At 38.6% G+C, this 20,609-nt stretch carries 15 protein-coding genes; 11 read left to right on the plus strand and 4 right to left on the minus strand.

Annotated features, from left to right (window positions below; all coding sequences use genetic code 11):
- Positions 1-9 precede the first annotated feature (9 nt).
- Positions 10-2,589, minus strand: a complete 2,580-nt coding sequence (locus H4J67_RS17770) for an RND family transporter (protein ID WP_259368665.1) — start codon at positions 2,587-2,589, stop codon at positions 10-12.
- Between the two features lie 118 nt (positions 2,590-2,707).
- Between H4J67_RS17770 and H4J67_RS17775 the strand changes: the two genes are divergently transcribed.
- Positions 2,708-3,016 carry a metalloregulator ArsR/SmtB family transcription factor gene (locus H4J67_RS17775; protein WP_083277999.1) on the plus strand — a complete coding sequence of 103 codons (309 nt, stop codon included), beginning with the start codon at positions 2,708-2,710 and terminating at the stop codon, positions 3,014-3,016.
- Positions 3,017-3,082: 66 nt separating this feature from the next.
- On the opposite strand, the gene H4J67_RS17780 is transcribed toward H4J67_RS17775, so the two are convergent.
- Both H4J67_RS17780 and H4J67_RS17785 read right to left on the minus strand, forming a co-directional pair.
- Positions 3,083-4,201 (minus strand): beta-ketoacyl-ACP synthase III, encoded by a 1,119-nt coding sequence (locus tag H4J67_RS17780; RefSeq protein ID WP_182204525.1) that lies wholly within the window; start codon positions 4,199-4,201, stop codon positions 3,083-3,085.
- 159 nt (positions 4,202-4,360) lie between these two features.
- Complete coding sequence (locus H4J67_RS17785; RefSeq protein WP_182170423.1) at positions 4,361-5,365, minus strand: GlxA family transcriptional regulator; 1,005 nt, start codon at positions 5,363-5,365, stop codon at positions 4,361-4,363.
- Between the two features lie 126 nt (positions 5,366-5,491).
- Here H4J67_RS17785 and H4J67_RS17790 point away from each other — a divergent pair, with 126 nt between their 5' ends.
- Positions 5,492-7,393, plus strand: coding sequence for a beta-ketoacyl synthase (locus tag H4J67_RS17790; RefSeq protein ID WP_182204527.1), 1,902 nt, complete (start codon positions 5,492-5,494; stop codon positions 7,391-7,393).
- A 78-nt stretch (positions 7,394-7,471) separates the two neighbouring features.
- On the opposite strand, the gene argE is transcribed toward H4J67_RS17790, so the two are convergent.
- Positions 7,472-8,620: an acetylornithine deacetylase gene (argE, locus tag H4J67_RS17795; protein WP_182170417.1), complete on the minus strand. Its 1,149-nt coding sequence runs from the start codon at positions 8,618-8,620 to the stop codon at positions 7,472-7,474.
- Between the two features lie 185 nt (positions 8,621-8,805).
- Here argE and argC point away from each other — a divergent pair, with 185 nt between their 5' ends.
- The 9 genes from argC (at position 8,806) to H4J67_RS17840 (ending at position 20,595) form a co-directional block, all read left to right on the plus strand.
- Complete coding sequence (gene argC, locus H4J67_RS17800; protein ID WP_182204529.1) at positions 8,806-9,840, plus strand: N-acetyl-gamma-glutamyl-phosphate reductase; 1,035 nt, start codon at positions 8,806-8,808, stop codon at positions 9,838-9,840.
- Complete coding sequence (gene argB, locus H4J67_RS17805) at positions 9,840-10,646, plus strand: acetylglutamate kinase (RefSeq protein ID WP_070375629.1); 807 nt, start codon at positions 9,840-9,842, stop codon at positions 10,644-10,646. The genes argC and argB overlap by 1 nt, the downstream gene beginning before the upstream one ends.
- A 49-nt stretch (positions 10,647-10,695) precedes the next feature.
- On the plus strand, positions 10,696-11,646 hold the full coding sequence (locus tag H4J67_RS17810) for an ornithine carbamoyltransferase (protein ID WP_182204530.1): 951 nt from the start codon (positions 10,696-10,698) through the stop codon (positions 11,644-11,646).
- 77 nt (positions 11,647-11,723) lie between these two features.
- On the plus strand, positions 11,724-12,995 hold the full coding sequence (locus tag H4J67_RS17815; RefSeq protein ID WP_182170406.1) for an argininosuccinate synthase: 1,272 nt from the start codon (positions 11,724-11,726) through the stop codon (positions 12,993-12,995).
- Between the two features lie 2 nt (positions 12,996-12,997).
- Complete coding sequence (gene argH, locus H4J67_RS17820) at positions 12,998-14,941, plus strand: argininosuccinate lyase (RefSeq protein ID WP_182170403.1); 1,944 nt, start codon at positions 12,998-13,000, stop codon at positions 14,939-14,941.
- A 104-nt stretch (positions 14,942-15,045) separates the two neighbouring features.
- On the plus strand, positions 15,046-16,365 hold the full coding sequence (argA, locus tag H4J67_RS17825; RefSeq protein WP_182204532.1) for an amino-acid N-acetyltransferase: 1,320 nt from the start codon (positions 15,046-15,048) through the stop codon (positions 16,363-16,365).
- A gap of 248 nt (positions 16,366-16,613) precedes the next feature.
- On the plus strand, positions 16,614-17,807 hold the full coding sequence (locus H4J67_RS17830; RefSeq protein ID WP_182204534.1) for an outer membrane beta-barrel protein: 1,194 nt from the start codon (positions 16,614-16,616) through the stop codon (positions 17,805-17,807).
- Positions 17,808-17,822: 15 nt separating this feature from the next.
- Complete coding sequence (locus H4J67_RS17835) at positions 17,823-18,338, plus strand: polysaccharide biosynthesis/export family protein (RefSeq protein WP_182204535.1); 516 nt, start codon at positions 17,823-17,825, stop codon at positions 18,336-18,338.
- Between the two features lie 91 nt (positions 18,339-18,429).
- Positions 18,430-20,595, plus strand: a complete 2,166-nt coding sequence (locus tag H4J67_RS17840) for a polysaccharide biosynthesis tyrosine autokinase (protein ID WP_182204537.1) — start codon at positions 18,430-18,432, stop codon at positions 20,593-20,595.
- Positions 20,596-20,609 lie beyond the last annotated feature (14 nt).

Consider the following 20,609-nt stretch of genomic DNA (forward strand, 5'->3'; position numbering starts at 1 on the left):
CTTTATATCCTATAGTCGTTCAGTTTTTAGGTTTTGCTTACCAGCAAAAAGGGTCATTAATGCCGGCAATAACACTAAAGTAACTAACGCCGATAGCGCCATAATACTCGCCAGGAAAAAACCAACGGTAATATAAGGCATTAATGGTGAAAGTAATAATGGGGTAAAACCAACGGCAATAACTATTGCATTGCGTGATATTGCTCGGCTTGGCTCTTGGAACATTGCGGTTAATGCTTGTGATAAACTGCCCAGTTCTTTCTCTAATTCTCGTGAACGTTGGAGAAAATGAATGGCAAAATCGATAGATAGTCCTAATGTGAGCGCCGACAATACCGCGATAGGCATATCATAGTCTTTACCTATCCAGCCAATTAATCCATAGATCATCGAAATAGTAAGTGTTAGCGGCAACATGGCTAAAATACCGTACTTGAAAGAGCGAAACAGTAAAACCATCATCAAGAAAACGATGACAAATGAAGACAATAGGCTGTCGATCATTCCATTTACCATCGCATCTTGCCAAACAATGTTTAAATAAGATTTACCTGCCCATTGATAACTAATATTTTTTGGCATGGGATTGTTGGTAATGTAAGTTTCTGTCCAGTTAACAACTTTGGTGGTGTGTTGATTATCGCCACTAGTCATTTGCAACCATAAGAGACTTTTTTGGTAATCTTTAGTGACAAAATGCCATAAGTCTTGTGGACGATGTGACGACTGATATTGCAATAATGTTTGCGCCACGCCATTGCTCGTTTCAGGCAGAGTAAAGTCTTTATCTTCACCGGAGAAAAGTTCACGATTGACCGTTTTGACGATATCAGCCAAGCCATTACTTTTACCGACTAAACCTGTGGCTAGTAATGCTTGTTGAAAGTCGCTTTGCCAGTTTAATAACGCGGGGTCTAGAAATACTTTGCTGTCGTTGAAAGCGCTATCAGCAATATTGACTAGCTGCTCTATAATACCTTGGTCTTTATCAGGGGCAGAAAACGTTAAGTCATCTAATAAAACCAACAAATGCTGATTGAATAATGACTCTTTTTTAGCCGAGTTAACGTTATTTATAAAGGTATGAATTTTTTTAGCGCTAGCTGAATCAGCGGTAAACGTTGCCAGAACTTCTTTGAATTTTTTTACCTCGCCGTTATTGTCACCCTCGTTATTGTTAAACACTAACCAAGCATCATAAGTACCAGCAAAATGTTCATTAAGCACCTTGTCAGCAATTCTTATTTCGTGATCTGCTTTAAACCAATTAACAGGATTATCATTAATTTCAATACGACTAACGCCTTCAATACTAATTAAAAATAAGGCAACAAAGCCGATAAGAATAAGCTTGGTTTTTTGAGTAGCAAAACTGCCTAACCGTTCTAATACATTGGCTAATCTGCCTTTTTTCTCCATACGCACTATAGCGTCATGCAATTTGGCTAAAGTTTCAGGTTTTAAACGAGAAATATAAGCAGGGACGTAAATAATTGTCAGCACGAATGCCAATAAAATACCAGTACCAATAAAAGCACCAAAGACTTTTACCGGCGGAATAGGGGTTAGCATTAACGAATAAAAACCGATAGCAGAGGTGATTGATGTATAAAGCATTGGCGTATATAAATGCTTCATGACACCTTTTACAACATCGCCGGCATTATCACCTGTTTTATATTTTTCAGCAAATTCAGAGAGAATATGAACTGAGTCAACCACTGCTATTGGCATTAAGAATATAGCGATCATTGATGACATAATATGAACAGTAAAGCCCATACCGATGAGTGAGCCCATGATTATAATCACCGTAGCCATCGCGACCACCATAGGTGCAATGATTAACGGAAAATTGCGAAAAAAGTACCAAAGTAAAACAAAAATAGCTAAACCAGCAAGTGGGGCTGCTACACCCATTTGAACAAACATCTCATAGCCAAATTGGTCTTCAGCGACAGGTAAACCTGTGATATGAAAGTCTACATTAGCCACCAACTCTGCGGGAAAATTGCCACTGATAGTACGAATTTTTTCAGCAATATTATAACTCATGTCTTTGGCTTGAATAGGCACGTAAATCGCTATCGCTTTGTTGTCTCCAGAAACTATGGTGTTGTTAAGCATAGGTAAGCGTTTTACGGCTTGTTGAATGGCTAAGCTGCCTTCGAGTGAAGACGGTGCCTGCTTCATTAGATATTCAAAGCGTATGCCGTTATTTTCACCTTGGTTATTTTTTTCTTGGGTAATATTGTCAACAACACTCAAGGATAATAAATCTTGTTGAATAACCCCTTCAATTTGTAATATTTCTGTTGAAAGTTGCTCAACAACCTGTAATGCACTAGGAGTAAAAATACTATTTTTACTAACAATTCCAACGACTATCATATCGCGCATTTGAAAGTCAGTTTTTGTTTGGTTATGAAAAACACGTGCTGGCGCATCACTACTCAGCATATTTTCAGGATCGGTATCTATTTTCAGGTTTGGTATCATCGCCAGACTTATCGCCACCATCAATAAGACTAAGGTGTAAACAAGTTTAGGTTTCTCAATAGCGAGTTGCAGCAGTCTGGTGTAATTCAAAAGGGATCCTTAACTGAAAAGTTATTATATTAGATAAATGTAATGTACTTTTATATTAGCACTATCTAATGTAATATCAATTAATATTTACTTTTTGCTGACAATAAAGACCCAAATGATGAATAATGAAACTCAAATAGACATAGCTGAAATGCGTGGTAATGCAACTCAAGCCGCTGAGTTACTGAAGGCGATGAGTAATGAAAATAGATTGTTGATACTTTGCTATTTAGGTGAGAAAGAAATGTCGGTATCAGAGCTTAATGGTTTTATTGATTTGAGCCAGTCGAGTTTATCACAGCATTTAGCTCGATTGAGAAAAGACGGCTTGGTAAAAACTCGCCGAGAATCACAAACGATATACTACACAATTGCTCATCCATCGATAGTAAAGCTAATTACTTTTTTACATAGTGAGTTTTGTTAAAGGTTAAAGGTTAATTAACGATTAAGTCACAGAGGTTTTTCTCAGTGACTTAACCGCAGAGCAGAATTAAATATGCTCTATAACGATACAGCCTGCCGAATAACCGGCACCAAAAGAACAGATTAAAGCTTTATCGCCAGTAACCATATCATCATGGTTCAAGTGAAAAGCAATAATAGAACCCGCCGAAGCCGTATTTGCAAACTTGTCTAAAATAATTGGCGCTTCATTGCCCATAGGGTCACGGCCTAATACTTTCTTTGCAACAAAGTTATTCATGTTGATATTGGCTTGATGTAAAAATAACCTTTTTAAATCTTTAGCTTCAACATTTGCTTCTGCCATTTGCTCGGTAATTAATTGAGAGACCATTGGCAGTACTTCTTTAAAAACTTTTCGTCCTTGCTGAACAAACATTTTGTCATTATCAAGCATTGTTTCTGGATCACATTTATTGATATGACCAAAGTTACTACGAATGTTATTAGAAAAGGTCGTGATCGGCTTCTTAGTTAATATTTTAAAGCAATGGTCAGCCGTAGCGGTTGCTTGTTTTTCAATAACAATAGCCGTTGCAACATCGCCAAAGATAAAGTGACTGTCGCGGTCGCGTAAATTAATTTGTGGAAAATTGAGTTCAGGGTTAATCACTAACACTGTTTTTGCTGTGTCGCCATGCAAAGCATTTGAAGCATTCATAATACCAAAGGTTGCCGATGAACAAGCGACGAGCATATCGTAAGCCCAACCTTTACAACCCAGTTCTTTTTGTACTTCAATGGCAATTGCAGGATAAGCGCGTTGTGTGTATGAACAAGCAACAATGATTAAATCGATATCGTCTGCTGTTTTATTTGCTGCAGCCATCGCTTGTTTCGCGGCGCCAACAGCCATTTCTGCTTGTGCTGATAATTGCTCATCACTACGCTGAGGAATAAGTGGCATCATGGTTTTAGGGTCAAGTGCGCCGTCTTTATACATAACATAGCGACTTTTAATGCCTGATGCTTTTTCAATGAATTCACTTGAAGACGGTTTTAAGGCCGTTAACTGCTCATTGTTAATAGCGGCGGCATTTTCAATATTATAGTCTTCAACATATTGATTAAATGCGGTGACTAATTCATCGTTTGAAATACTGTGTGGTGGTGTAAATAGACCTGTACCACTGATCACGATTGACATGTATTTTCTCCGTTTGTAATTTTCTAGTGGTCGTACCATGAGACTTATTGTATTAAAGTACAAGCACTTCAATGCTTTTAATTTATCTGTTATGGATTATACCCGTTACTGATAAAAGTGCACTGTCAAAAATTTAGCTTGTTTGACAGACGTTAACCGTTAATTAAAAAGCTTTTTACGCACCATTGCTCGATAGTCTCTTGGAGTGAGTTTCAATTGTTTCTTAAACAGCCGAGTTAACTGGCCTTGTTCTTGATAACCCACCTGAAAAGCGATTTCTTGAATAGACAGATTACTTGATGATAGTAAATCCTTGACTGTTTCTACACGCATTTTCTGCCAATAATGAGAGGCTTTAACGCCGGTAGCATTTTTAAAACGCCGACTAAAGGTTCTATGGCTGATACCAAATTGTAATGCTAGTTCAGTAAGCGATAATGTTGATGATAGGTTAGTACGCATCCAGAATTGAATTTGAGTGATCAATTCATCAGGATGTCGATCGACTGCACCTTCTAAATAACGTTGTTCTTCATAAGGTTTTCTTATTTCATGAGAGAAATTACGCTCAACATGTTGTGCCGCAGTCTCACCGTACGTTTGATGAATAACGTGAACGGTAATATCAGCTAAGGCATTTAAACTTGCCGCACAGTAAATACGTTCTGATTGGGTAATAAAAAAATCTGGTTTCAATTCAACGTTAGGATAATTCCTTTTGAATTGGTCAACATAATGCCAGTGTGTTGTTGCCGGATGATGGTCAAGTAGTCCAGACTCGGCAATAAAACAAACCCCTGTACCACCGCCAATAAGCGTTGATCCTTCTTGCCACATACGATTAAGCCAACTTACCATTTTGGGCTGTTTTTTGATTATTGGCCTAGGATTGCGCCAAAGACTAGGAATAAAAATATAATCTGGACTTTGGGCATGCTCAATATCTTTATCGGGATAAAGCTTAATAAGTGCTCTGGTTCGCACTGGGGCTAATAGTTCGCTCACCATTTCAATACTGAGTTTAGGCGATTGCCTATCTTCTCTTCGAGCAAAAGCTTCGCCTGCTCTAAGCATTTCAATAGGTAAGCTTACGCTGGTTGCTAACATATGATCATATAAAACCAAGGCAACATTGATTGTTTTTTGGCTTGTCTTTAGTGGCATATTAATAACTTTTGCACCGTTTGGCTGTTATTGTATTATTTGTGGCTGTAAACGACAATTAATTGTTGGCATTTCTTTTTACACTAGCAACAAGAATTACGACTCATGTATTTAAGAGAATTATAAATGACTGCTTTACCTATTATTGTTGGCATGGGCGGCGTAAACGCTGCTGGCCGCACCTCATTTCATCAAGGTTTTCGTCGTATTGTTATCGACAAATTAACCGCAGAAGCACGCCAAGAAACTTTTGTTGGTCTTGCTACTTTGATGAATATCTTAACTTTCCAAGCAGGTCAGTTAGTTGACGTTGAGGGTAATTGTGTTGCATTAAGTGAAGTAGAAGCACGTTTTGGCCAGCAAATTCTTGATGGCACCCTTATCCGTAAAATTGAAAGTAATCACTTTGACCCTGACGCGACGCATTGCCACACAAATATGGTAGCAACACCGAGCACTGAAAATATTACTTTTGAAATTAAGGAAAAAGAATTACCAAAGCCCTTACCGCGCTCATGGACAGTAACACCCTTAGCAGATAAACGCGTAAAGGTTGAAATTACTGATAATTTAGATATTAAACATAGTAGTTATCGCGATAATCCGATTAAAGCCGCAGGGCAATTACCTACCGGCTTTGAACCGTCGACATTATATAATAGTCGTTATCAGCCACGTGGCCTACAAACGACTATTTTTGGTGCTGCAGACGCTATTCATTCAACAGGCTTTAGCTGGGATGAAATTTTAGAAAAAGTAAGCCCAGACCACGTGGGAACTTATTCTTCTTCAGCTTTCGGTCAAATGCAATCGGAAGGTTTAGGGGGGATGTTGCAAAATCGTTTGCATGGCGATCGTGTTACCACTAAAAATTTAGCGTTGGGCTTAAACACCATGTCGGCTGATTTTATTAATGGTTATGTAACCGGCAGTGTGGGTACCACCTCGACTTCGACTGGCGCTTGTGCAAGTTTTCTTTATAACTTACGTAATGCTATTCAAGATATTAAATCAGGTCGAGTGCGTGTTGCTATTGTGGGCAGTAGTGAAAGCCCAATAACACCGGAAATTATTGAAGGTTTCGGTAACATGAGCGCATTGGCTAATGAAGAAGGTTTGAAAAAACTTGATGGAATTACTGATGGCCAAGCTGACCACCGTAATACCAGTCGCCCGTTTGGTGAAAATTGTGGTTTTACTATTGGTGAAGCTGCACACTTTCTGGTAATTATGGATGACGAATTAGCCATTGAATTAGGCGCTAAACCTTTGGGCTCGGTTGCTGATGTATTCATTAATGCCGATGGTATTAAAAAATCTATTACCGCTCCAGGTCCTGGTAATTACATTACCATGGCGAAGTCAGTGGCATTAGCAAAAAGTATTTTAGGGGAAGAGTCGGTACAAAAGCGTAGCTTTATATTAGCTCATGGTTCAAGTACCCCACAAAACCGTATCACCGAGTCGTTAATTTATCACCGTTTGGCAGAAACTTTTGATATTCATAATTGGCCGGTAGCGGCGCCTAAAGCTTATGTTGGCCATACTATAGCACCAGCAAGTGGTGACCAAATCACTATGGCGCTAGGTGTTTTTGCTCATAATATTATGCCGGGTATTACGACCATTAAATCGATTGCCGATGATGTACATAATGAGCGCTTAAATATTGCACTTGATCACTGGCAGTGTGAAGCGATGGATGTTGCTTTCATCAATTCAAAAGGTTTTGGCGGTAATAATGCCACGGCTACTTTACTTTCACCTGACGTAACGCTCTCTATGCTGAAAAAACGATATAGCATAGCAGAAATGACCCATTACCAAGAAAAGTTATCTGCGGTTGAAGAGAAACAAGGTATCTATCAAGAAAAAGCCAACAATGGACAGTTTGAATTAATTTATAAATTTGGTGTGGGTGTCTTAGGTGATGATGATATTGAAATTAACACTGAAAATATCTCAATGACCGGCTTTACTAATAATATTGCCTTACCCAGTAAAAATCCGTTTGCGGATATGGTGTAGTCATCACTTAAGCCTTTGTAAGGTTAAATTAAGTAAAAATGAAAGAGCAAAGCATTATCGCTTTGCTTTTTTTTACCTTTATAAACAGTACCTTTCGATCATCTTCAGTAATAGTTGTTCAGTTTTATCAATTTCGCTATGCGCTAGAAATTCATTAGGCTGGTGTGCTTGATCAATTGAACCAGGACCTAAAACGATAGTTTGACAACCCAGTTGTTGAATGAAAGGTGCTTCGGTCGCATAGTTTACCGCACAACATGAATGACCACTTATTTCTTCGGCTATAGTGATAAAGTCACTGTTTTTGCTTTGTTCAAAGCTGGGTGAACTTGGATCCAATTCACTAAATGAAATTCTATTAGGGTATTTTTCAGCTAACGGTTCTAACGCTTCACTGAGTAATAAGATAAGTTCGCTGTCAGTCATACCGGGTAGGGCACGCATATCGATGTCTAACTCGCAGTGACCACAAATTCTATTGGCATTGTCGCCGCCGTGTATTGCGCCAAAATTAAGGGTTGGCTCCTTTACATCAAAGGCTTGATTACTATAATTGAGAGCCAATTTTTCTTTGAGTTGCATTAATTGGCCAATCACTTGATGGATAATTTCTATCGCATTCACGCCTAAACTTGGCTTGCTTGAGTGCCCTGATTGACCTTGAATAGTTATGCGATGGGACATATGACCTTTATGCATGATGACAGGGACCAAATTTGTTGGCTCACCAATAATAGCAACATCGGGTTTTATCTGTTGGTTTTTGGTGAAAAAACGTGCGCCAGCCATGGTGGTTTCTTCATCTGCGGTGGCTAAAATGTAAAGTGGTTTTTTTAACTGTTGCGCGGTTAACCCTTTACAAACTTGTAAAATAAAAGCAAAAAAACCTTTCATATCACACGTCCCTAAACCATAAAACTTATTATCTTTATCGACAATTTTGAACGGGTCTGACTGCCAACGATTTTCATCAAAAGGTACGGTATCACTATGACCTGCAAGTAACAATCCTCCTGTTCCACTACCGAGTTTTGCTAACAAGTTATATTTATTGCGCGTTTCTGGTACCGCTTGAATGTCGATACTAAAACCGAGTTGTTCAAACCAACTTGCCAATAGTTGAATAACCGCTAAATTTCCTTGATCCCAGCTCGCTTGTGTCGAGCTAATAGAAGCACTGGCAATCAGTTGTGTTAATGAATCAGTAAAGTTGGGCAAATTTTTCATAGTGGCTCACAGTTAAAAATGAATAAATAAAAAAACCATGGGTAATTATGCTTATTTGTTGCATAACGAGTCATTGGGTGTTATTTTCCTATTCTAGTGTAAATAACCTAAATATAGAAGGCTATTGAAAATAATTTGTTTTCTGCTTTCCTTAGGTCAATAAAAAAATTAATAGATGAGGTTGTATGAAAGTCGCGGTTATTGGAGCAAGTGGATATGTGGGTGCAGAGCTGATTAGTTTATTGTCTGCGCACGATAAAATTTCCCTTGAATATTTACTGGTGTCAGAAAACAGTAGCTCGGCAGATATGACCTTTTCGCAATTACATCCGCGTTATTTAGGCGTATGTGATTTACCTTTAGTTTGTTTTTCAAGGCGTTGGTTCGATGATACGGTACAAAAGCTTGATGCGGTATTCTTTGCTACTCCGCATGAGTTTAGTGCTGACTGGGCACAAGCTTTTGTTGAGAAAGGTGTTAAGGTTTTCGATCTCTCTGGTGGTTTTCGTTTAAAAAATAGTGAAGATTATCCAACATTCTATGGTTTTGAACATAAAAACTTATCGGCGCTTGCCCAAGCAACTTATGGTTTAGCGGAATGGCAGCAAGATGATATTGCTAATACACAATTAGTTGCTGTACCTGGCTGTTACCCAACAGCAAGTTTATTATCACTCAAGCCGATTACTGTAAATAACTACCATCTTGAAAACTCTCTCATTGTTGTTAATGGGATCAGCGGCGTCAGCGGTGCGGGTAGAAAAGCCTCATTAGCGACAAGCTTTTATGAAGTCAGCCTAACACCCTACAATATTTTACAACACAGGCATCAACCCGAGATAAGCCAAGAAGCTAATGCCGCGGTTATTTTTAATCCTCACCTTGCACCTTATAAAAGAGGATTGCTGGCAACTGTCACTTTGCAAATCAAAGCAGGTATTACGACAAAACATATTAACGAAGCTTTTTTAAACGCTTATCAAGATAAGCCATTGGTGCGCTTAACTGGCGCTTGGCCGAAAATAGACAATGTGGCTAATACACCATTTGCTGATTTACATTGGCAAGTCGATGAAGAAAAACAAGTTGTTGTGGTGAGTTGTGCTATCGATAATTTATTAAAAGGTGCTGCTTCACAAGCGGTGCAATGTGCGAATATTTCTCTGGGTTTAGCGAGTGAGTATAGTTTGTTGAACAATGTAACTTTGGGAAAGAGTTAATGACTAAGACAATAAACACATCAGTAACGTCTAAAACTAACAAGCCATTAGTGATCAAAATCGGTGGCGCTATTCTTGAAAAAAAAGATGCTTTAGCTGATTTATTAAAAATTATCGCGACATTAAAAAATCAAGCCGTGGTGCTAGTGCATGGCGGCGGCTGTGTTGTTGATGAAATACTCAGTCAAGCTGGTTTTACTTCAGAAAAAAAACAGGGTTTACGTGTTACACCTCAAGAACAAATGCCCCTTATTGCGGGTGCATTAGCAGGTAGTGTTAATAAAGCGATTGTTGCCACTGCAGCAAGTTTACACATGCAAGCCGTTGGATTGTCACTGGTCGATGGTGATATGGTTTCGTGTCAGTTGAGCGATAAAGGCCTGGGTATGGTGGGTGAGCCTAGTGCAAATAATAGTAAGTTACTCGATACACTTTTAAGTGCAAACTTTTTGCCGGTTATCTCTTCTATTGGTTCATTAGCCAATGGTGAGTTAGTGAATGTTAATGCGGATGATGCAGCTGTCGCAATTTGTCAGTTACTAAATGCCGAATTGCTACTGCTAACCGATGTTAATGGTGTAAAAGATGCGCGTGGCGAATATATTGCTTCACTGAGTAAAACTCAGGCAAATTCCTTAATAGAGCAAGGTGTTATTGCTGGTGGGATGACCGCCAAAGTTAATGCCGCTTTGCATGCAGCAAGCCAATTGCGACGAAGTATCGCGGTTGCCAGTTGGCAGTCGCCTGAGCAAATCATCAATCTAATAAAGGGTGATGCAATTGGTACACGCATTCAGCCACATTAACCATAGTTAAGTCACACTTAATTTAACGATTTTTCGGATAGGACTTATCATGTCACCGACACACACAAGATTAGAAAACTTTTTAGCAGATGATCAACTGACTAAAACACAAATAATTGATCTGATTGCTTTAGCAATAAAGATTAAAAACCATCCTAGCGACTATAGTGAAGCTTTAGCGGGTAAATCTGTAGTGATGCTCTTTGAGAAACCTTCATTAAGAACACACGTTAGTTTTGATATGGGTATTAACAAATTAGGCGGCCATGCGCTATATTTAGGCCAACAAAATGGCAAGCTAGGTGAGCGAGAACGAGTTAGTGATTACGCTAAAAATCTTTCTTGCTATGCTGACGCTATCGTTGCACGTGTTTTTGAAAACAGCGCCATCGAAGGTTTAGCTGAGCACGCAACTATTCCAGTGATTAATGCACTGTGTGATATATATCATCCGTGCCAAGCACTAGCTGATTTTGTTACTCTACAAGAATATTTTGTTATAGGTAAAGGTATAGATTTAACCAAGGTTAAACTTGCTTATATAGGCGATGGTAACAATGTGTCTAATTCGTTGATGTTTATGGCTGCAATACTAGGGGTCGATTTTACCTTGGTTTGTCCAGCGGGGCATGAACCAGAAGCACAATTATTTAGTAAAGCGAAAGCTTTTGCAGAAAAGTCAGGGAGTAAGTTGGTACTTACATCAGATGTTGAGGCTTTAGGACAGCAAGATGCTATTTATACCGATACATGGGTATCAATGGGCTTTGAAGATGCCAGTAAAAAAGCTGCACTCTTAGAGGCGTTTGCCCCTTATCAAGTGAACCATCAAATGATGAAAGACAGCGGCGCCAGTATTGTGATGCATTGCCAACCAGCGCACTTAGAGGAAGAAATAACAACCGCACTTTTTGACAGTGAAATGTCGGTAGTTTTCCAAGCAGCAGAAAATAGAATGTGGGCGCAAAATGCGGTACTCGTTACGCTATTAGCTAAATAATAGTGTAGAAATTAATGGGTCAGCAGCTGATTTACATTCAGCATGACAATTTATCAAGATTAGTTAGGAATAAGACAATGGCTTTAGCAAAAAAACAAATCAAAAAAGTAGTATTAGCATATTCTGGTGGATTAGATACCTCAGCGATTATTCCGTGGTTAAAAGAAAATTATCAAGGCTGTGAGGTTATCGCGTTTTGTGCTGATGTCGGCCAAGGTGATGAAGAGCTTGAAGGTGTTAAAGAGAAAGCGATTGCTTCAGGGGCATCTGAATGTTATGTAGTTGATCTTAAAGAAGAATACATAAAAGAGTATGTTTACCCCATTTTAAAAACTGGTGCGGTATACGAAGGTCAGTATTTATTAGGTACGTCAATGGCACGACCTATTATTGCTAAAGCGCACATAGAAATCGCTCTTAAAGTGGGTGCTGATGCGGTGTGTCATGGTTGTACCGGTAAAGGTAACGACCAAGTTCGTTTTGAATCTTGTTTTGCTGCACTAGCGCCTGAGCTTACTGTTATCGCCCCATGGCGTGAATGGGACATGGTTTCGCGTGAAGACTTATTAGATTATCTTGCCGAACGTAACATTCCTTGTGCGGCTTCATTAACTAAAATCTACAGTCGAGATGCTAATGCTTGGCATATTTCTCATGAAGGTGGTGAGCTAGAAGACCCTTGGTGTGAGCCATCAAAAGAAGTATGGACTATGACAGTGGATCCTATTGATGCCCCTGATGAGCCTGAAAAAGTACAATTAAGCTTTGCTGACGGTGAGCTTGTTGCTATTGATGGTATAGACTTCTCTGGTAATGGCCAGGAAAATAGTGCCGGTGCTTATCAAGCGTTAATGTACTTAAATGCTAAAGGGGCTGCCCACGGTGTTGGTAGAATCGATATTGTCGAAAACCGCTTGGTTGGTATGAAGTCTCGTGGTTGCTATGAAACGCCAGGCGGTACTATTTTGATGGCGGCTTATAAAGGTTTAGAGTCACTTATTCTTGACAAAGAGTCACTTAAATATCGCGAATCTATTGGCCTTGAATTTTCTCATGTTATTTATGATGGTCGCTGGTTTACTCCGCTTGCTAAGGCTCAATTGGCTTCTGCTGCCTCATTTGCCGAAAAACTAACCGGTGATGTCGTTGTTAAATTGTATAAAGGTATGGCGCAAGTCATACAACGTCGTTCGCCAAATAGTTTGTATTCTGAGGCATTTGCTACATTTGGTGCTGACGATGTTTATGACCAAAAACACGCCGAAGGATTTATTCGTTTATTTAGCTTATCGAGCAGGATCACTGCACTTTCTCAAAAAGATACTGTGCTAAAGCATAAGGAAAAATAGTCATGGCTTTATGGGGCGGACGTTTTAAAGAAAAGGCGAGTTTACAATTTAAGAAGTTCAATGACTCATTGCCGGTAGATTACCGCATGGCAGTGCAAGACATTGTTGGTTCAATAGCTTGGGCGCAAGCTATTCATGAAGTAGGCGTTATAAATGAAGATGAACTGGTTCGCTTAACGGCAGCATTGCAAGAATTAAAAGCGTCGGTAGAAGAAAATCCTCAACAAATATTGTTGTCTGATGCGGAAGATATTCATAGTTGGGTAGAGATCCAGCTAATTGAAAAAACGGGTGACTTAGGTAAGAAGCTTCATACAGGGCGCAGCCGTAATGACCAAGTCGCAACTGATTTAAAGCTATGGTGTAAAGAAAAGGGCGGTGATTTACTGTTTGCTCTTGTTAATTTACAACAAGCGATGATGAATTTAGCGGAACGTGAAAAAGATACGGTACTACCAGGCTATACCCATTTACAGAGAGCGCAACCAATAACTTTTGGCCATTGGTGTTTAGCGTATGTAGAAATGTTTAACCGTGATATTGGCCGTTTAAAAGATGCGCTTTATCGTTTAGATGTTTCGCCATTGGGGTCAGGCGCTTTAGCAGGTACCGCTTATCCTATTGACAGAAATGCACTGGCGAGTCGCTTAGGTTTCAGAACCGCCACCATGAACAGTCTTGATGCTGTTTCTGACCGCGATCACGTCATTGAATTGTTGGCTTCAGCCAGTATTTCAATGATGCATTTATCACGTTTTGCCGAAGATTTAATTTTCTACAATTCAGGAGAAGCAGGCTTTGTTGAAATGAGTGATCTGGTCAGTTCTGGTTCATCATTAATGCCACAAAAGAAAAACCCTGATGCCTGTGAATTAATCCGCGGTAAGTCAGGTCGTGTTTTTGGCGCCTTGACGGGGATGTTAACCACAATGAAAGCGTTGGCACTTGCTTACAATAAAGATATGCAAGAAGACAAAGAAGGTTTATTTGATGCGCTTGATACGTGGCAAGAATGTATGGAAATGGCAGTACTCGTTGCTGATGGTCTGAAAGTAAATCGCTCTCGGACATTAGCCGCGGCCCAACAAGGCTATGCGAATGCCACTGAACTTGCTGACTATTTAGTCGGTAAAGATATTCCGTTTCGTGAAGCACATCATATTGTCGGTGAAGTCGTCTTAGCCGCTATTGACAAAGGTGTACCTTTAGAGGATTTAACGATAAGCCAACTACAAGAATTCAGTGATAGAATTGAGCAAGATGTTTATCAGCACCTTTCTATTGAATCAACACTTAATAAGCGTGAAGCGCTCGGCGGTACTTCTCGTTCACAAGTTGAAAAAGCGCTGGCGACTACTCAGTCTGGCAATGAAGCTATCTTAAATGAGCAAGTTGTTGGTGCGCCAGGCAAACAAAGAATTCAAAGGGCATTAAAGCAAGTAAAACAGCGTTTAAATGCGCAACGTGCTGCTGCTATGTCCGTTCGTCGAGCAAGAATGTCTGATGTTGACAGTATTTATCAACTGACCAACTTTTGGGCCGATAAAGGGGAAATACTGCCGCGGTCACGTGACAATATTATTCATGATATTCAGAATTTTGTTGTTGCCGAGCTTGACGGTAAGGTTGTTGGCAGTGCATCACTTTATATCTATCAAACAGGTTTAGCTGAAATACGCTCGGTTGTTTTACAAGATGATGCTCAACAGCAAGGTCAAGGCAAAGCACTTATTCAGTATTTGTTAGAGTTTGCCTATCAAATGGAGTTAGAGCAAATTATTGTTTTAACTTATATTCCAAAATATTTTCAGCAGCTTGGTTTTAACTTAATTGATAAAAGTTCACTAGCCGATAATATTATTGAAGATAGCGAACCCAGCCCACATAAAGACCCTGCTGATGAAGTCGCTATGGAATACATACTTAGTCAGCCTCAACAGGCATAATTTCAGTAGTCATTTATAACTGATTTAGACAAGATATTTACTTTAATTAAGATCCTAAGCGCTTAGCGTTTGGGGTAAACAAATAGGTAGTTACAACTTAGAAAATGGATAGCATCAGTAATAACGAACAAAATTATGTTAAATGGTTTAGAAATGCAGCGCCCTATATTAATGCGCACCGTGGAAAAACAGTGGTGCTTATGTTTGGTGGCGAAGCCGTGCTTCACCCAAATTTTGCCAATATTATTCATGATATTGCTTTGTTGCGTAGCTTGGGTGTTAAGCTCGTTTTAGTTCATGGCGCTAGACCACAGATAGAAGAGCGTATGGATCAGCGTAACATTACTCGCCATATTGAAAATAATATTAGAGTAACCGATGCTGAAACTTTGGTTGCAGTAAAGGATGCGACGGGTTCATTGCGCTTACATATCGAAGCTTTGCTCACTATGGGCTTAGTTAACTCGCCTATGCATGGTTCGCGAATTCGTGTTAGCACCGGGAATTTTGTCATTGCTAAACCGATAGGGGTACGTGATGGCGTCGATTATAAATATACCGGTAGCGTAAGACGAATCGATGCGGTCGGTATTCATACCCAGCTTGATTATGGCTCGATAGTCGTATTATCGCCGATTGGCTACTCTTCTACCGGTGAAGTGTTTAACTTAGCACTTGAAGATGTCGCGACTAAAACAGCACTCGCCCTTAAAGCTGATAAATTAATTACCTTTACTCAAGAGGATGGTTTAATTGATGAATCTGGTGAGCTTATTCGTAGCTGTAGTGTACGGCGAGTAAAAACATTATTGGATGATAAAGATTGTCATGTTCGCCAATTATTATTAAGAGCGATAATCGAGAGTGGAGAAAATGGTATAGAGCGTTGCCATTGCGTGAGCTACCAAAGTGATAGTGCTCTACTACAAGAGTTATTTACCCGCGATGGTGCAGGCACTTTAATTGCAAAAGATCATAAAGAAGAAGTTTGTACCGCTAGCATCGATGATGTCGGTGGTATTTTAGAACTGATTGCCCCCTTAGAAGAGGAAGGTATTCTGGTGAAGCGCTCAAGAGAACTACTTGAGGTTGAAATTGATCGCTTTACGGTACTTAAAAAGGAAGATGTTATTATTGCTTGTGCTGCTTTGTATCCTTATCCCGAAGCAAGTTCAGGAGAAATAGCCTGTGTGGCAATTCATCCTGATTATCGCAATGGAAATAGAGGCGAGCGCTTAATGAATGCCTTAGAAGTAAAAGCTTTTGATCAACACTTAACCTCATTATTTGTCTTAACAACGGTCAGTGGTCATTGGTTTCGAGAGCAAGGTTTTATCGAGAGTTCAATGGAAGATTTACCTGAAGGTAAAAAACAGCTGTATAACTTCCAACGAAAATCTAAGGTATACATCAAATATATTTAGTGAATAGGTCTTGCTGTTATCAATTCAACGTTTATTTATAAGAATAAATGCCGCTTTTAAAAGCGGCAATTTTGTTTTTAAGCTGGGCTTTAAATATTTGTTTTTGTTTATATATGCAACAAAGTAAATATAAAAGCATTTATTCACAAAAATTGTGCACTTATGTAACAGTAATGTTTCATATTTGTTATTTTTAGGGCATATTGTGTGTCGCGCTTGTTATTTGTTTGTAAGGTTTATACTTTTTAATGGTCATATTTAGACTTTTTGTCATTCTTCTCATTGCTTTTGCAATGACTTTGCTGACTTCTTTTGCACTCAAAGCAGAAACTGATTTCGCGCTAGAAAGTGGAGATCAATTTACAGCAACACTGTTATCTGAATATGGTCAAATAAGTAACTTTCTTAATCAAGGAAGTGATGAAAAAAGTACCAGCTACATAAAAATTGAACCGTCTGTCTTTATTCAAACACAGTTATCGCGACATTTAATACAATTAGCGACAAAGGTCAGTCATTACCAATTTAATAACTTTAGTGAAGACGATCATAATAATTTATTATTTAAGCCAAGCTATTTCTTTAAGCTTGATCATAACAAAACACTGTTTGCAGATATTAAGTTACAAGAAAGTTATGAATATCGCGGTACTGGCTTATCTTTAGGTAATGCAGAATCAATAACAAGCGGAGATGATAAAAAATCGCTTGCCGCTAATATAGGCTATTTATATGGCCAAATTGATTCAGTGGCGAAATTAAAACTTTCAATCGGTCAAGAAGACTTTCGCTATAAAACAAGACGAGCCGAAAATAAGGCACTCGACCGTGTTGATCAAAGTGTTGCGGCTAGTTTTGATTATTTACTGTCAGGAAAGACATATTTTGCTACAGATTTAGCTTATACCCAATCAAACTTTCAAAATAATAGCCCATTAAATAAAGACATATATGCGTTATTAGTCGGTATGAAGTGGCAATCGACGGCTATAACTCAACTGCAAGCATTAATTGGTTATCAAAGATTAACTTTTGAAGAAACATTGTTTGCCAGCGATACTCGCTTTAAATGGCGAGTTGATATTAATTGGCAGCCAACGAATTTTATGCAAATGAATATAAACACCCAACGAAATTATGAAACAACCAACAGAATTGTCGATAGCTATCGCGTTGTTGACAGTACTAATTTACAACTTACTCATCAACTGACTGATTATTTTCAGACATCTGCGGTTGTTGGGTATAAGCAAGAAAAGGTCGTTTACCTTGAGCAAACGATCAATGAAGATTATTTGTACTCAGAGGTTAGGTTGAATTATCAACGTAATGATTGGCTGACTGTATTTGCAGGTTTTACTTTTAAAGAACTAACAGCAAGTGATGATAGGCTAAACAACCAAGGCAATAGCTTATCGTTAGGCTTTAATGTTAATATTTAGTATTGGATAAAAAATATGCGTTACTATGTTTTGTCACTAATTTTAGTGCTCTGTAGTTTTTTTTGTGAGGCAAGTGATTATTTACTGGGTCCGGGCGATCAAATACATATTGTTGTTTATGGTGAAGACGATTTAACAACTGATGTGAAAATTGATAAATCGGGTTTTATATCTTTTCCGTTTTTAGCTGATATACAGGTAATAGGTTTATCGACTAAAAAACTTGAAACCACGATAAGAAAAGGCTTACTTGGAGATTATATTGTTGACCCACAAGTATCTGTTTCTGTGTCTATTTATCGGCCGTTTTTTATCCACGGACAAGTTACACGACCAGGAGGTTACCCTTATCAAGATTATTTGACCTTGGATAAAGCCATCGCAATCGCTGGAGGATTATCTAATAGGGCGTCGACTTCCGATTGGAAAATTACACGACTAGTCAACGGTGTTAAAGTGACGTTAGAGGGGAACATTGCTACTGAGATCCACCCTGATGATATTATAAAAATAGAACAAAGTTTTTTTTAAAATAAAAATAAAAATAAAAACTGAGAAGGGATTTTTGACAAATTTTATTAGCCGTATTTATATGTGGTTTTGCAAATAATAATGAGCAGTAATGTTAAACGATAATCAAAGCGTAAATTTTAATGCCCCAAACCAAGAGATAGATTTAAAAGAGGTCTTAAGACCGCTTTGGTCTCGACGATGGCAGATTGTTTTTTTTACTTTATTCGTTTCACTGATGGTTTATTTTTATGTTTCGTTGCTCAAACCTTCCTTTAAAGCTACGGCTATTTTACAAATAGGTAGTAATAAACCCGCTAATACTTTATCGATTAATGACGCCTTTAATGAATCTAGCGCCAGTAAAGAGCAAGTTAAAACCCAGTACGAATTATTAAAGTCTCGAAAATTTGCTGAGCGCGTTATTATTAGTTTGAATTTGGTTGAACACCAGGAATTTAATAGTGGTAAATACAATGATAAAATAAGCTACTTCGCTAACATAGGAAAGCGGATTAGTAGACCAACAGTTAGTAGCTTAATATCAATCTTTGAAAGTCGTTTAACTATCGCTCCGATAGCGAGCACCGAACTTGTTAAAATAAGTTTTGCTGCTCACTCACCTCTATTAGCACAAAAAGTCGCTAATCAAATCGGTCTCACGTATCTTCAATACCAAGATGAAATTCATAGCGCGTCAAAGGAGTCAACATCGCAGTGGCTTGTTGACCAACTTGAAGAGTTAGAGAAAAAGCTTGAAATATCAGAACAAGCGCTACAAGAATACCGTGAAGCGGAAGGTATTGTTGATATTTTAGGGGTTGCTGGCTTAGTGAGCTCTGAGTTAACCGAGTTAACTTCTTCAGCAATACGAGCTGAAAAAATCAAAGATGACTTAGAAGTAACCTACCAAAGTATGCAAAAACGTCGAAAAAATACCACGCAACTTCTGGAACTTCAGGAAATCAGTCAGCAAAGTGACCTTGTACAATTAAGGCGTGCCGATGAGAAAGCAGCGCGTAAGATATTTGAGCTTTCTAAGCGTTACGGGCCCAAACACCCCAAACGTATAGCGGTGCAAGCAGAGCTAGAGTCATTGCAAAAAGGCATCGTAGAGCTCGTTGATGAAATTGTAATCTCTATTGAAAAAGATTACCTAAACTCTTCTGAAAAAGTTAAAGCAACGAATAATCGTTTGGCAATTGCGAAAGTCGATTACTTACGCTTGAGCCGTTTACAAAATAAATTTTCACAATTGCAACGCGAAGTTGATACCAATAAAGAACTTTATAATAACTATTTAGTCCGTTTAAAAGAGACTGACGCTATGGGTAATTATAAAGCAAACTTTTACGTGCGCTTTATTGATAAAGCGATTATGCCCACGAATAGGTTCGCACCCAAAAAAGCCCTCATAGTGATTATGAGTTTTATGTTATCGTTTGCGATTATTGCTATTATTATTATTATGCGTGAGATATCAATGGATACGTTAAATTCACGTAGAAAACTTGATAGCTTTACAGAAGCACCTGTTCTCGCTATTTTACCAAAATTTCAAGCGCCAAGTGCTGAAAAAAAGAGTGATCCCTATCACACAGATAATCGCTTTACAGAAGCGGTGCGCACGTTAAGAACCTCTTTATTGTTTAATGGCGAAAGTAAGCCAGCTAAAGTGATTGCGATAACATCCTCGGTGCCAAATGAAGGAAAGTCGACTATAGCACTACATTTAGCCCGTTCGTTTAGTGAAATGGAAAAGGTTTTGCTTATTGAAGCGGATATGCGACATCCGACCGTAGCAAAAAATATGAATTTAAGTCCACATCGCCCAGGATTATCAAATTTATTAGCGAAAACACATCAAATTAATGAATGTATTATCCGCGATAAAAACTTAAAGTTAGATATTTTAACCTCGGGTATTTCTCCGGCTAATCCGCTAGTTTTTTTATCAATGAAGCGCCTTAATATGCTCATTAAAGTTTTTGGTAATTTTTATGACCGAATTATTATTGAGACACCACCGGTAAATGCTGTGAGTGATGCTGCTATTATTTCTAAATTAGTTGAAACGGTTTTGTATGTTGTTCATGGTGAAAAAACGAAACGAGAGCAAATTACTACAGGTCTACGTATGCTAAAGCAAGTCAATGCACCCATCGAGGGCATCATAATTAACCACAGCCAAAGTATTGATGCTGATAAATACCAAAACAAGTATTACAACGAACGTGCTAATAACATTGTTAAACTACCTGTACGTAAACAAGGTTAGTGTTCTTCTATCTA

Origin of the sequence: Colwellia sp. BRX10-4 (genome assembly GCF_014077465.1) — a bacterium.
Taxonomy (GTDB): domain Bacteria; phylum Pseudomonadota; class Gammaproteobacteria; order Enterobacterales; family Alteromonadaceae; genus Colwellia_A.

Bases quoted from the DNA above. Each gene is read 5' to 3' on its own strand.
- argH (WP_182170403.1), top strand. From the start codon at position 12,998: ATGGCTTTATGGGGCGGACGTTTTAAAGAAAAGGCGAGTTTACAATTT.
- argC (WP_182204529.1), top strand. From the start codon at position 8,806: ATGAAAGTCGCGGTTATTGGAGCAAGTGGATATGTGGGTGCAGAGCTG.
- H4J67_RS17835 (WP_182204535.1), top strand. From the start codon at position 17,823: ATGCGTTACTATGTTTTGTCACTAATTTTAGTGCTCTGTAGTTTTTTT.
- H4J67_RS17785 (WP_182170423.1), bottom strand. From the start codon at position 5,365: ATGCCACTAAAGACAAGCCAAAAAACAATCAATGTTGCCTTGGTTTTA.
- H4J67_RS17775 (WP_083277999.1), top strand. From the start codon at position 2,708: ATGAATAATGAAACTCAAATAGACATAGCTGAAATGCGTGGTAATGCA.
- H4J67_RS17790 (WP_182204527.1), top strand. From the start codon at position 5,492: ATGACTGCTTTACCTATTATTGTTGGCATGGGCGGCGTAAACGCTGCT.
- H4J67_RS17810 (WP_182204530.1), top strand. From the start codon at position 10,696: ATGTCACCGACACACACAAGATTAGAAAACTTTTTAGCAGATGATCAA.
- argB (WP_070375629.1), top strand. From the start codon at position 9,840: ATGACTAAGACAATAAACACATCAGTAACGTCTAAAACTAACAAGCCA.
- H4J67_RS17840 (WP_182204537.1), top strand. From the start codon at position 18,430: ATGTTAAACGATAATCAAAGCGTAAATTTTAATGCCCCAAACCAAGAG.
- H4J67_RS17830 (WP_182204534.1), top strand. From the start codon at position 16,614: ATGGTCATATTTAGACTTTTTGTCATTCTTCTCATTGCTTTTGCAATG.
- argE (WP_182170417.1), bottom strand. From the start codon at position 8,620: ATGAAAAATTTGCCCAACTTTACTGATTCATTAACACAACTGATTGCC.
- argA (WP_182204532.1), top strand. From the start codon at position 15,046: ATGGATAGCATCAGTAATAACGAACAAAATTATGTTAAATGGTTTAGA.
- H4J67_RS17780 (WP_182204525.1), bottom strand. From the start codon at position 4,201: ATGTCAATCGTGATCAGTGGTACAGGTCTATTTACACCACCACACAGT.
- H4J67_RS17815 (WP_182170406.1), top strand. From the start codon at position 11,724: ATGGCTTTAGCAAAAAAACAAATCAAAAAAGTAGTATTAGCATATTCT.